The sequence below is a fragment of the Chryseobacterium barbadense genome (assembly GCF_042849955.1).
GTDB lineage: Bacteria > Bacteroidota > Bacteroidia > Flavobacteriales > Weeksellaceae > Chryseobacterium.
Genome location: NZ_BAAFHL010000060.1, coordinates 1 through 12,704, shown reverse-complemented (window position 1 = coordinate 12,704; position 12,704 = coordinate 1). Strand labels below are relative to the sequence as shown.

Sequence of the window (12,704 nt, the reverse complement as noted above, 5' to 3'; positions counted from 1 at the left end):
ACAGAATTCGCATCATTCAAAGGCATTTTGGAGGTATAAAAGTGGGAATAATCGATAGAAAGCTTTTGAAAAAATACAAAATTCAGCAAACTGCTTATGCTTGTTGCCGGAACACCGGTGAGATCATTTCCGGAAAAGTCTTCCGTATTTTGTGTATAATTTTTAAACTTAAAATCGTAGAAGTTTCCTGAAAACCTGAATTTAAAACGGCTAAAAAAGAAATTTTCCAAATTAAAATTTTTCGATTCTAAAAGCACCTCAATTCCTTTTTGTACGGTACTTCCCTGGTTGATAAAATATTCCTGCCCCATTTCATTCTGTCTTCTGACAATGGCATCTTTCATCCTGAAATCAAAATAGCTTCCTTCTATAAAAATGGTATTTCCGAATTGTTTCCTGATGCCAATTTCTTTGTTCCAGCCATATTCCGGACGGATGTTCAGATTAAATTCCTGGTTGGAAGAACGGATTTCTTCGTTGGTTGGTGCAGAATTGCCTTTTCCTATTTTCCCTCTTACCGAAAATCCTTTCCCGAAAAAATAAGTAATTCCGAAATTGGGCAGCCATTGGTTTTTAAAATTGACTTTGCCATTATCAGATGCCGGAAATACTCTTTCCCAGGTATAAGAGTTGGAGTTCAGGCTTATAGAAATATCGGTAAATAGCTTTTCACTAAAATTCAGTTTCTGTGAGAGGAAATAAAAACCGGACCTGTTGGTGAGCTCATCAAAATTCTGCGGAGCTCCTTCAATACCCTTGTCATTATCATAATTTTTGACCAGTATATTGTTGATTCCTCCTTCAAAACCTAATCTCCATGCAGCAGCAATTTTACTCGAGCTGTATTCATAATTAAAATGGGTCCTTAAAGCAAAGTTTTTCTCAAATCTATTCTCAAAATTAGTAATAAAAGGGTTTTCAAAATCCACATACGAACCCTGGATCAGGATAAAATGGGAGAAAGCAGGTTTTATATTGTATTCATGGGAAATTCCCGCCAGAAACATTGCATTGCGGATTCCTGCGTCCTGTTCTTTGGCACCGGGAAGTGTTGGCGTTGCCAGTCTCGCCTGTTTGCGATTCGTTTGCATTTGCTCCAAGGTTAATCCGCCAGGCGTCTCATAATCAAGGTCTGAAAATAACAGTATCGCATTGAATACTCCTTTCACCGAATATTGAAACTGATCTTTGAGAAAAACCTGTTTCCTCTCCACAGCAGATTGTTCTCTATAAGAATCCGTTCTGTAATAATTCTGAAAAATTTCAAAAAAATGTTTCCCCGATTGTTTCGAAAAGTCAAAACTCTGATTAAAGGTCCCATAACTTCCCACACTAAGATTTGCATACAGATGATCTGACTTCTTTGTCTGAAGGAGAATAGTTCCGCCCGTTACTGCCCCGTAATCACCACTTTCCGGTCCTCTATAAACTTCCATTCGGTCTATAAGCTCCGGAGAAATCACATTGATATAAGTATTTCCTGAAGCATCCGATAAAATAAAATCATTCAGATATACTTTCATATTCCGAACTCCGAAAGGCGATCTTAATGTACTTCCCCTTACTGAAATCCTGTAGCTTCCCGGAGAACGTTCTTCCATTCTCGCTCCTGGAATCTGATTGACGGATTCCAGCATTCTTTCCGGAGTATTCTGATTCAGGAGGTTTTCAGACACCACTGAAATCGATTTTGTGGAGGCCATAAAAGGAACCGGTTTCTTATAGGCATCAATTCTGACTTCTGAAATTAAAGTAGCTGAATCTTTCTCCTGGGATAAGAAAAAAAGGCTGTAAAAAACTAAAAGCAAGGAATATATTCTCTGCATTAATAGAATTTAGAAATTAGAGGTTAAAAGTTAGTAAAAATTATTTTTTCATAATATGAGTGTAAGCATAACGAAAAAGTTACGGGCATTGACGCCCGTAACTTCATTTTGTAACGTTCCAGCTTCTAACTTCTGGCCTCTAACTTCTCACTTCTTTCTTATCTTTCAGCATCCATGGAATGATGAAGTAAAAAGCCACTGCAATAAGGATAGCCAAAACCCCCGTTCCTATCCATAAAGTTTCAAACCCGAACTGATCCGCAATCATTGTTCCCAGATACGGAGTAATGATGAATGCAATGGAAAAGGAAATTCCGTTCAGTCCCATATAAGCTCCTTTGTTATGCTCTCCCGAACGTAAGGCGGTAATGGTAGACATAAAAGGCAATGTCCAGATTTCCCCGATGCAAAGCAGAGTCATAGAAATCACCAGCGTAATCATGCCATAGTCAAATGCCAGCATTGCATAAGAAAAGCCGCACAGGAATGTCCCGATCAACATGGTAAAAGCCAGGTTAAAATATTTCTCTGCAATCTGTACCAAAGACATTTCCAGCAATACAATAAGAAAACCGCTGTATCCCAAGATATATCCTATATTTTGCTGACTGAGATGAGCCGTATCTTTGTAGAATATCGTTAATGTGCTGAACAACTGGAAAAAACATATGGAGAACAGCATACAAAAGAAACAATAGATCAGGAATTTATTGTCTTTGTAAGGCGAATTGTCTTTAGCAGCAGCTCTGGCTTCTCTTACTTTTTGAGCTTTGACTACCTCGAACTTATTTCGTTTCCCAAAAAACCAAATGTACAACAAGCCTGCAAGCAAAGCTGCCGAAGCATTGCTATAAAACAGGAATTCATAAGAAATGGCTGACAAGATCCCACCCAATGCAGGCCCGATTGAAAATCCCAGATTGATCGCCATACGGTTTAAGGAAAAGGCTCTTGTAATATTTTCAGGTTTTGCATACTTGGTAATCGCTACCGAATTGGCAGGACGAAAAGCTTCGCTTACAATACTTTGAGCCAAAATAATACCTGCCAATCCTACCTCTGTCGTAAAAAGGGGAATCAAACAAAATAACGGCACACTCAGCAATAAACTCAGGCTTTGTACACGATATTCACCAATACGGTCGGTAATCATACCACCTAACCAGGAACCTATTACCGATCCTATTCCGAAAAAGCTCAGGACAATTCCTGAATTTTCAATGCTGAAATGCAAATGCGCCGTCATGTATACTCCTAAAAATGGGAGCACCATAGATCCGGAACGGTTGATGAGCATTACCAATGCTAACATCCAGCTTTCCTTGGAAAGCCCTTTAAATGAACTTGTATATAGATGTAATAATTTCACAATTTCTAATTTTAGTTTTAATATTTATCTGATTTTGGTTTTAAATTATCAATTGAGTAAAAGCTCTTACTGTTCTCGATACATTTTTCTTCATTTCATTCCGAAAAACACTTGAACTGACAAAAAAACAGGGCCTGTAAAATAAGCCCTGTTCCTTTTATATTGATATAATAAGATTTTACTCCGGCTTATAAGAGTCTTTTAACGTTACTGTACGGTTGAATACCAAATTATTATCCGTAGAATCCTGATCTTTCGTGAAATATCCGATTCTCTGAAACTGAAGAGGTTCTCCAACTGCCACATCTTTTAAACCAGGTTCAGCGAACCCCTGAACGATAGTCATGGATTCCGGATTGATGAAGTTTAAGAAGTCTACATCTTTTTCCGCATCAGGCTGCTCTACCGTGAACAGTTTATCTAAGATTCTCACTTCAACCGGCAAAGCATGTTTCGCAGATACCCAGTGCAGTGTTCCTTTTACCTTTCTTAAACTTTCTTCTGTACCGCTTCCTGATTTACTTTTCTCGTCATACGTTGCATAAATGGTGGTAATTTCTCCGTTTTCATCCTTTTCTACTCTTTCCGCCTTGATGATGTAAGCAGATTTTAAACGGACCTCCCCTCCTAATTTCAATCTGAAGAATTTATTATTCGCTTCTTCCTTGAAGTCTTCACGCTCAATATATAATTCTCTGGAAAACGGAATTTCTCTTGTTCCTGCATTTTCCTGTTCAGGATTGTTTTCCGTTTCTACCCATTCTTCCTTATCTTCGGGATAGTTTTCAATGATCAATTTGACCGGATCTACCACAGTCATGACACGTTTTGCCACTTTGTTCAGGTCTTCACGGACGCAGAATTCAAGCAACTGAAGCTCAATAAGATTTTCTCTTTTCGCAACCCCCACTTTTTCAATAAAATTTCTGATGGAAGCCGGGGTAAAACCTCTTCTTCTCATTCCTGAAATCGTAGGCATTCTGGGATCATCCCATCCAGTCACAACCTTTTCAGCCACAAGCCTTTGCAGTTTTCTTTTGGAAGTGATCATATAAGAAACATTCATCCTTGCAAATTCTCTTTGCTTCGGTGCTACTTTGGATTCGTCATATACCTGCTCCAGATACCAATTGTACAGTGGTCTGTGGTTTTCAAATTCCAGAGAGCATAATGAATGGGAAACTTGTTCTAAATAATCTGACTCTCCGTGAGCCCAGTCATACATCGGATAAATTTTCCATGCTGTTCCTGTTCTGTGATGTGGTCTTTTTAAAATTCTATACATCACGGGATCACGCATGTTCATATTAGGTGACAACATATCGATTTTTGCACGAAGTGACATTGAACCTTCTTCAAATTCACCGTTTTTCATCCTTTCGAATAAATCTAATGATTCTTCAACAGGGCGGTTTCTGTATGGAGATTCCACTCCCGGTTCTGTAGGGTTCTTTCTTTGTTCCGTGATGATTTCTGACGGCTGCTCATCCACGTAAGCTTTTCCTTCTTTGATCAACTGAACGGCCCATTCATAAAGCTGCTGGAAGTAATCGGATGCATACAATTCTTTATCCCATTTGAAACCTAACCATTCAACGTCTTTCTTAATAGAATCTACGAATTCCTGCTCTTCTTTTTCAGGATTCGTATCGTCGAAACGAAGGTTGACGGGTGCATTGTATTTTTCACCCAAACCAAAGTTGATGCAGATGGCTTTAGTATGCCCTACATGCAGGTAACCATTAGGTTCAGGCGGAAAACGGAAACGGATCTGATCTTTATTCAAACCGTTTGCCAGATCATCTTCAATTATTTGCTCAATAAAATTGAGTGATTTTTTTTCTTCTTCCATTACGTTCGCTTTATTTTATGCAAAAAAAGTTTCACAAAGTTATGGAAAATTTAGGGTTTACGAAAGTGATAATTTTAAGGTCCAATAGTTTATTATTCAATAATTTTTCCGAAATTTCTAACCACTAAAACTAACCGACCACAAAACTATAAACATGGCTGTTTATATACTTAGCAATAGAAAAATCATTCGCCATAAAGGCGAAAAGGCTGATTCGTTTTCCAATGATGAATACTCTATTCCTAACTTCAGGATCGCAAAATGTGACTTTGAAGGGTATAAAGAACCTACCGCACAAGCCAAAAAGAAGAAAGACTATACCAACCGAAACATCTTAAACTACAAATTATTTTCAGAACCTGAAAAACAGGGTTACGAAGATGTTCTAGAAGTTTTACTGAATGAAAAAAACAATAAGACATCCGGATTAACAGCTAATAATTTAGGCGGAACCCAAAGAATGTTTTATGAGCTCTACAAAAACATGTCTTCTACTAAATTGAGAAGTGATGTTCTGATATTTATTCATGGATATGCTTATGATTTTGATGATGAGCTAAAAGCAATTATCGATCTCAAAAAATTGTTTATTGATAATCCCGAGTCTCCGGTTGAGCACATTCTTTTTATAAGCTGGCCGGCTTCAAGCAGTATTGTTCCTCTCACTTATTTTGATGATAAGGCGGCAAGTATCAATTCAGGAAATTCTTTAATGAGACTGTTTTATTTTTACACCCAGTTTTTGAAGGATATTTTTTCTCATAAAACTCTTGCACCTTGTAATCAGAGAATTCATATGATGGCCCATTCTATGGGAAACAGGGTGCTTCAAAGCATGTTGTACAGCCTTAAAAAGGAGAACATTGTAAGGGTTATCGATCAGGTCCTTCTCTTGAATGCGGATGTATCTTATAAAGTATTTGATGATTCCGAAGACTCATTTAATAAGCTTCCGTTATTAGCCAACAGGGTTTCCATTTACCTGAACAGAAAGGATGCCATTTTAGGAATTTCACAGTTTACGAAGAATATTCTCACCCCAAGGCTTGGAAAGAATGGACCGAGCAGCATTGAACATTTTAAAGATATTGTTTCTATTATCGACTGTACATTTATTGAGGATGATCTGCTCAATACCCTGAAGTTTGATGTGGGAAATCATTGGGGCTATCTGTCGAGTTCGCAGGTCCAGGGGGATATTTTTCAAAACCTGAATGGAATAGACAGGAATCTGATAACCAACCGATTAAAAAACAACGAGAATACATTCACAATTATTTCCTAACGAATTATTAATTAAACTTTAATTAATAAATATGTTTGTTAAAGTTAAAATTAATGATGTAAAATGGCATAAAGATTGTAATTCTTTACGCAGGGAAATACTAAATTTTTTTATTATGGAAAGAGTAAAAAAAACGTTTTCTCATATATTGAGTTATATCAAGAAAACAATTTTCGTAAAAGATGTGATTTAATATCACACAGAGTGAAAAGAGCAAATTACAATCCTAAAAACTAACAACCTATCCGACCCTAGAATTACTATTTAAAAAAAACAGTTCGTCGCCTTGTAAATCTAATTGACTTTTAAAGTTATTAGTAAAGAGACCTCCTGTCCCTAAACCCTGAGGCATTTTACTGTTTTTGGTATATGTGTACTGAGCAATAGCATTCAGTCCTACATTACTTTCCAGAGCGGAAGTGATCCACCAACCTATGCCTTGTTCCTCTGCAGAAGAAATCCATTCATCAGAGCCCGCAAATCCACCAACCAATGAAGGTTTCAATATGATATATTGAGGACGTATGGCTTCCAAAAGCTTTTTCTTTTCAGACAGTTCAATGATTCCGATCAATTCTTCATCCAGAGCAATGGGAGTTGAAGTTTGGAAGCATAGTTCAGCCATGTCTCTCCGTTTTCCGGCTTTTATAGGCTGTTCAATGGAATGAATCTGCAGGTCGGCAAGCTGCTGTAGAACAATTTTTGCTTCATCGGATGTAAATCCGCCATTGGCATCAACACGCAATTCCAGTTTTTCTTTTGAGAATTTTTCTCTTAGCTTTTGAAGGATTTCATATTCTGATTTCCAGTCAACTCCAATTTTCAGCTTAATACAATGAAAACCTTTGTCCAGTTTATCCTGAATCTGTTCTTCCATGTATTCTATATCCCCCATCCAGATCAATCCATTGATGATAATCGGGGATTTTCCGTCTGTAAATTCGCTTGGAAAATAGAGATGACCGCCATGCTTCAAATTCAACACAGCCTGTTCATATCCGAACCAGATGGAAGGGAATTCCTTTAATTCTTCCTTTAAATGTTCTGCATCACGTTGAATATTTTCACAAAGCCATTGGAGCTTTTCTTCATAATCCGGCCTGTCATCGAAACTTAACCCTCTGAAAATAGCACATTCTCCTGTTCCTTTTTTATCATTTTCTGAAACCTCAAGAATAAATGTCTCTTTATCATACAAAACGCCTCGAGATGTTCCACTCGGGCGTTTGAATTGTAATAAATATCTGAAATATTTTGCTGTCATTATTTTACGCTGTCAATTCGCATAAATTCTTCTGCTTTTTCTACCATTTCGATGCTTCCACAGAAGAATGGGATTCTTTGATGAAGTTCGGCAGGCTCTACTTCCAAAATTCTTCTGAACCCGTCCGTAGCTTTTCCACCGGCCTGTTCTGCTAAGAAAGCCATCGGGTTACATTCATATAACAATCTCAATTTACCGTTGGGCGCCTGTGAATAAGAAGGATAAATGTAGATTCCTCCCTTCAGCATATTTCTATGAAAATCCGCCACCAAAGAACCTATATATCTTGAGGTGTAAGGACGATCTCCCTCTTCCATCTGGCAGTATTTGAGATAATTTTTAACTCCCTGAGGGAATTTGATGTAGTTTCCTTCGTTGATGGAATAAATCTTACCGTTTTTAGGGAATTTAAGATTTGGGTGAGAAAGATAATAGGTACCTAAAGATGGATCAAGAGTGAATCCATTTACGCCGTTTCCGGTAGTATAAACAATCATTGTAGAGGATCCGTAAATTACATATCCTGCTGCTACCTGATTGATCCCTTTTTGTAAGAAATCCTCCAACTGAACAGGTGTTCCCGGTTCACTTACTCTTCTGTAAATGGAAAAAATAGTTCCTACGGAAACATTCACATCAATATTGGAAGAACCGTCTAAAGGATCAATAAGCACAACATATTTGCTCAAATGACCGTTTTCACCACATTTAATGTCGATGAAATCATCATTCTCTTCTGAAGCAATTCCACAAACGACTTCTCTTTGAGATAATGCTGTAATAAAAATATCGTTGGCAAGAACATCCAGTTTCTGCTGCTCCTCTCCCTGAATATTCTGATTGCCCGCTACTCCGGTAATATCTGCAATTCCTGCTTTATTTACTTCTCTGTTTACCACTTTTGAAGCCAACCTTATAGCACTTAGAAGACGGGAGAGCTCCCCTGTTGAATACTGAAAATCATCTTGCTTGTCAATAATAAATTCTCCTAAAGTCTGTAATGATTGATCTGACATATTGTACTTTTTATGTTTTCCCAAATTTCGTAAAATTTATATGATTTGAAAAGAAATTCTCACAAATTACGTTACCGCCTGTTTTTCAATACAATACAAAACTTATCTCTTAAGTCATTCATAATTTTGCGACTTTATTATATCTCCGAATTTCTATACTAAGGTTATGGAATTGTGGTAAGTTCCGGTTTTTCCGAACCTAATTCAACGGGTTATTTCCATAGAAGCATTGCCATTTTCATATCTCATTGTAAATTTATAATTTTGACTCCCGTAAAATTCCCCAATGTTTAATTATCTAACAATTTTATTTTTAACAATTTAATGAAAATTTTCAAGTTTGGTGGTGCATCCGTGAAAGATGCAGAAAGTGTAAAAAATGTATCAATGGTTCTAAAAAGCCAGGGTTTTTCCAAATGTTTGCTGGTGATTTCAGCGATGGGGAAAACAACTAATGAATTGGAAAAAGTTGTAGAGCTTTATTTCAAGAAGGATAACTATCAAACTGAAATTGAAAATATAAAACAGAAACACATCGAAATTGCAGACGGATTATTTCCTGAAGATCATGCTGTTTTTGCAGAGATCAATCTGTTTTTCGATGATATTGATTCTTTCCTGAGAAGAAATAAGTCTCCTAATTACAATTTCGTCTATGATCAGGTAGTAAGCTGTGGAGAAATGATTTCCACTAAAATTGTAAGCGAGTATCTGAATGAAATACAGTTTACCAACCAATGGCTGGATGCAAGAGATTATGTAAAAACAGATAATTCGTACAGGGAAGGTGTGGTAGATTGGGTTAAAACGGAAGAGTTCATTTCTACTCTGAATCCTGAAATCTGTTATGTAACACAAGGTTTCATCGGTTCTGATGACAACAATTTTACGGTAACATTAGGAAGAGAAGGTTCTGATTACTCTGCCGCAATTTTTGCATACTGTCTGAATGCTGAAGCCATGACAATCTGGAAAGATGTTCCGGGAGTAATGACGGGAGATCCGAGAAAATTTGAAGATGTTACGCTCCTTTCCCATATTTCTTATGAAGAAGCTATTGAGATGGCGTATTACGGAGCAAGTGTTATCCACCCGAAAACATTACAGCCATTGCAGCAAAAAAACATTCCGTTCTATGTAAAATCTTTTGTGGATCCCACCAAAGAAGGAACAAAAGTAGGGGCTTCAGACAAAAATCAAAGTGAAGAATCCTATATTTTAAAAGAAAACCAAACATTATTGAAAATCTCTACCAGAGATTTCTCTTTCATTGCGGAAGACCATATGAGTTTAATTTTCGGTTATCTGTCCAAACATAAAATCAAGGTATCTTTGATGCAGAATTCCGCAATTTCATTAGCTTTATGTTTGGAGGATAAATTTAATACGATAGACGAGCTTAATGAAGAACTTCAGAAAGTATTTAAAACTGAGGTAGTGAAAAATGTATCTTTATTTACCGTAAGGAATGCGAAAATAGATAAGATTGATAAATTTTACCAGCAAAAAAGTGTATTATTGGAGCAGATTTCAAAAAATACCCTTCAGATGGTAACACAATAAAACTAATAGCGACTAAACACACATGAGTTTAATTTCGAAAAATGATCTGATCAAAGCTTCCGGCCTGAGCAAAATCGGATTCTTAAAGAATCCTGTGGCTTCTGCCGTGATGCGTATTGCCAAGATTAATGAAGTAAATAAGCTGTACGACAAACTTAAAGATAAGGAAGGCAAAGACTTTTTCGACTCATTTGTGAGAGAAAGAAACTTAAGTTATATCGCTTTTGAGGAAGATTTAGCCAAAATCCCGAAAACAGGACCTTTTATACTTGTTTCCAATCATCCGCTTGGTGCCATTGATGGAATACTAATGTGCAAGGTTTTATCTGAAGTACGTCCGGATTTCAAAGTTATGGGTAATTTTCTTTTGGAAAAGATAAAACCCATGGAGCCGTATGTCATTTCAGTAAATCCTTTTGAAAACAGAAAGGAAGCTTACAGCAGCTCATCAGGCATGCGTGAAACTCTGAAGCATTTACAGAATGGTGGCTGTGTAGGCATTTTCCCGGCGGGAGAAGTTTCCAACAAAAATAATCCGTACGGGGAAATTTTAGATAAGGAATGGGAAAAACCAGCTCTTAAGCTTATAAAAATGGCTAAAGTTCCGGTAGTTCCTATGTATTTCCATGCTAAAAACAGCCGTCTGTTTTATCAGGTAGCTAAAGTTCACCCTAATTTACAGACATTGATGCTTCCTGCAGAAATGATGAATGAAAGGGAAAAACCAATCCGTATCCGAATCGGAAGACCGATTGCTGTAAAAGCCATGGATGATATGGAAAGCGTTGAAGAACTGGGTGAGTTCTTAAAGCGTAAGGTTTACATGATGAAATCTTATTATGAGAAAAGAAAATCTCTTGCCCAAAGTATTAATCTCCAAAATTTATCCCTAAAATTTCCTTTATTGAAAGAGGAAAATATTGTACAGAATATTATTGATGAAACTCCAAAAGAAGATATTCTTAATGACATCAGTAAGCTGAAAGGTACTGATAAGATGTTCTTCAGTAACGGGAATTATGAAGTTTATTTTACCTCTTATGAAGAAATCCCTTCTATCATGCGGGAGATCGGACGTCAGAGAGAATTAACGTTCCGTGCCGTAGGGGAAGGAAGCAATCTTCCTTTTGACCTTGATGAATATGACAAGCATTACCATCACCTCTTCCTTTGGGACAATGCAGAGGAGAAACTGGTTGGAGCCTACAGAATGGCCCTAGGGAAAGAAGTCATGAAGAAATATGGGATCAAAGGGTTTTATACCAGCTCTCTTTTTGAATTTGAGCAGGATATCCATCCTTTCTTTAAAAAAGTGATTGAAATGGGACGGGCTTATATTTGTCAGGAATATCAGCAAAAACCTCTTCCGCTCTTTCTTTTATGGCGTGGAATTGTCCACGTTTGCTTAAGAAATCCAGACCATAAGTTTTTAATGGGTGGAGTGAGTATTTCTAATAAATTTTCGGAATTCTCCAAATCATTGATGATTGAATTCATGCGTTCCAATTATTATGATTCGGCAGTAGCACAATACATCACTCCGAAAAATGAATATAAAGTGAAACTCAGGGACCGTGACAAGAATTTATTCTTCGACGAAATGGAATCCGACCTAAATAAGCTGGATAAGATTATTGATGATCTGGAACCGGAGTTGAGACTACCTGTTCTGATCAAAAAATACATCAAGCAAAATGCAAAAGTGATTGCTTTTAATGTGGATCCCAACTTCAATGATGCGATAGACGGCCTGATGTACATCCGGATCAGTGATCTTCCGGAAAGCACGATTAAGCCTGTCTTAGAGGAGATGAGTGAGCAAATAAGAAAAGAACAGGAAAATAATACAGCTGAGAATCAGTAAGTTTTTACCTTGTTTAGAAAAAAGATTTGTTAATACTTGCTTCATATATGAAAAGTTAGTAATTTTGCAACACTTTAAAACAAAGGAGGTTTCTTAGCTCAGTTGGTAGAGCAATGGATTGAAAATCCATGTGTCCCTGGTTCGATTCCTGGAGAAACCACAAACCACCTTAAACAGGTGGTTTTTTATTTCAGTAAAAACTTGCAGGGTATAATAATTATTAGTACTTTTGCACCACTTCAAAACAGAAGGTTTCTTAGCTCAGTTGGTAGAGCAATGGATTGAAAATCCATGTGTCCCTGGTTCGATTCCTGGAGAAACCACAAACCACCTTACATAAGGTGGTTTTTTATTTACATTCCTACTCAATTTTTAATTTTCTCGGAGATCTACAACCAGGTTGACTTCGTTTAAATCTCTTGTTTCTGAAAATAAAAAGTTAAAAATGATTTTGTAATTATAATACGACATGCTTTGACGCTTTGTTGAAGTAGTTTTGTATTTATAACGATTATAAAAAAATAGTATGAGAGAAAAAAAGAAAACACTAAAGCGTGATAAACTTCATATTAAATCTAATTAATGAAATTTTAATACGTGCTAAAATTTGTTAAATTTGTAAGATTTTATTAATAAACACTAGTATTAACTTTTAAATACACAAG

General features: G+C 36.7%; 8 protein-coding genes and 2 tRNA genes. 5 read left to right on the top strand and 5 right to left on the bottom strand.

Going from position 1 to position 12,704, the window contains the following annotated elements; all coding sequences use genetic code 11:
- The 3 genes from ACGHIN_RS14750 to ACGHIN_RS14740 all read right to left on the bottom strand — a co-directional run.
- Window positions 1–1,826 (bottom strand): TonB-dependent receptor (locus ACGHIN_RS14750; protein WP_390455117.1); only part of this gene is annotated, 1,826 nt, incomplete at its 3' end.
- Window positions 1,827–1,965: 139 nt separating this feature from the next.
- Window positions 1,966–3,138: an MFS transporter gene (locus tag ACGHIN_RS14745; RefSeq protein ID WP_390455119.1), complete on the bottom strand. Its 1,173-nt coding sequence runs from the start codon at window positions 3,136–3,138 to the stop codon at window positions 1,966–1,968.
- Between the two features lie 235 nt (window positions 3,139–3,373).
- Window positions 3,374–5,047 (bottom strand): glutamine--tRNA ligase/YqeY domain fusion protein, encoded by a 1,674-nt coding sequence (locus ACGHIN_RS14740; RefSeq protein ID WP_390455115.1) that lies wholly within the window; start codon window positions 5,045–5,047, stop codon window positions 3,374–3,376.
- Window positions 5,048–5,201: 154 nt separating this feature from the next.
- Here ACGHIN_RS14740 and ACGHIN_RS14735 point away from each other — a divergent pair, with 154 nt between their 5' ends.
- Window positions 5,202–6,332: an alpha/beta hydrolase gene (locus ACGHIN_RS14735; RefSeq protein WP_390455112.1), complete on the top strand. Its 1,131-nt coding sequence runs from the start codon at window positions 5,202–5,204 to the stop codon at window positions 6,330–6,332.
- Between the two features lie 241 nt (window positions 6,333–6,573).
- Here the strand turns inward: ACGHIN_RS14735 and ACGHIN_RS14730 are convergent, their stop codons facing one another.
- Both ACGHIN_RS14730 and fbp read right to left on the bottom strand, forming a co-directional pair.
- Window positions 6,574–7,596 carry an o-succinylbenzoate synthase gene (locus tag ACGHIN_RS14730; RefSeq protein WP_390455109.1) on the bottom strand — a complete coding sequence of 341 codons (1,023 nt, stop codon included), beginning with the start codon at window positions 7,594–7,596 and terminating at the stop codon, window positions 6,574–6,576.
- Window positions 7,596–8,612 (bottom strand): class 1 fructose-bisphosphatase, encoded by a 1,017-nt coding sequence (gene fbp, locus ACGHIN_RS14725; protein WP_390455106.1) that lies wholly within the window; start codon window positions 8,610–8,612, stop codon window positions 7,596–7,598. The genes ACGHIN_RS14730 and fbp overlap by 1 nt, the downstream gene beginning before the upstream one ends.
- Before the next feature lie 324 nt (window positions 8,613–8,936).
- Here fbp and ACGHIN_RS14720 point away from each other — a divergent pair, with 324 nt between their 5' ends.
- The 4 genes from ACGHIN_RS14720 (at window position 8,937) to ACGHIN_RS14705 (ending at window position 12,362) form a co-directional block, all read left to right on the top strand.
- Window positions 8,937–10,175: an aspartate kinase gene (locus ACGHIN_RS14720; RefSeq protein ID WP_390455103.1), complete on the top strand. Its 1,239-nt coding sequence runs from the start codon at window positions 8,937–8,939 to the stop codon at window positions 10,173–10,175.
- Between the two features lie 22 nt (window positions 10,176–10,197).
- Window positions 10,198–12,039 carry a lysophospholipid acyltransferase family protein gene (locus ACGHIN_RS14715; protein WP_390455101.1) on the top strand — a complete coding sequence of 614 codons (1,842 nt, stop codon included), beginning with the start codon at window positions 10,198–10,200 and terminating at the stop codon, window positions 12,037–12,039.
- 87 nt (window positions 12,040–12,126) lie between these two features.
- Window positions 12,127–12,199 (top strand) — tRNA-Phe (locus ACGHIN_RS14710).
- 90 nt (window positions 12,200–12,289) lie between these two features.
- Window positions 12,290–12,362, top strand: a tRNA-Phe gene (locus ACGHIN_RS14705).
- Window positions 12,363–12,704: the final 342 nt, after the last annotated feature.

Coding starts and splice junctions, on each gene's coding strand:
- ACGHIN_RS14745 (WP_390455119.1), bottom strand. CDS start 3,138: ATGTTAGCATTGGTAATGCTCATCAACCGTTCCGGATCTATGGTGCTC.
- ACGHIN_RS14740 (WP_390455115.1), bottom strand. CDS start 5,047: ATGGAAGAAGAAAAAAAATCACTCAATTTTATTGAGCAAATAATTGAA.
- ACGHIN_RS14735 (WP_390455112.1), top strand. CDS start 5,202: ATGGCTGTTTATATACTTAGCAATAGAAAAATCATTCGCCATAAAGGC.
- ACGHIN_RS14730 (WP_390455109.1), bottom strand. CDS start 7,596: ATGACAGCAAAATATTTCAGATATTTATTACAATTCAAACGCCCGAGT.
- fbp (WP_390455106.1), bottom strand. CDS start 8,612: ATGTCAGATCAATCATTACAGACTTTAGGAGAATTTATTATTGACAAG.
- ACGHIN_RS14720 (WP_390455103.1), top strand. CDS start 8,937: ATGAAAATTTTCAAGTTTGGTGGTGCATCCGTGAAAGATGCAGAAAGT.
- ACGHIN_RS14715 (WP_390455101.1), top strand. CDS start 10,198: ATGAGTTTAATTTCGAAAAATGATCTGATCAAAGCTTCCGGCCTGAGC.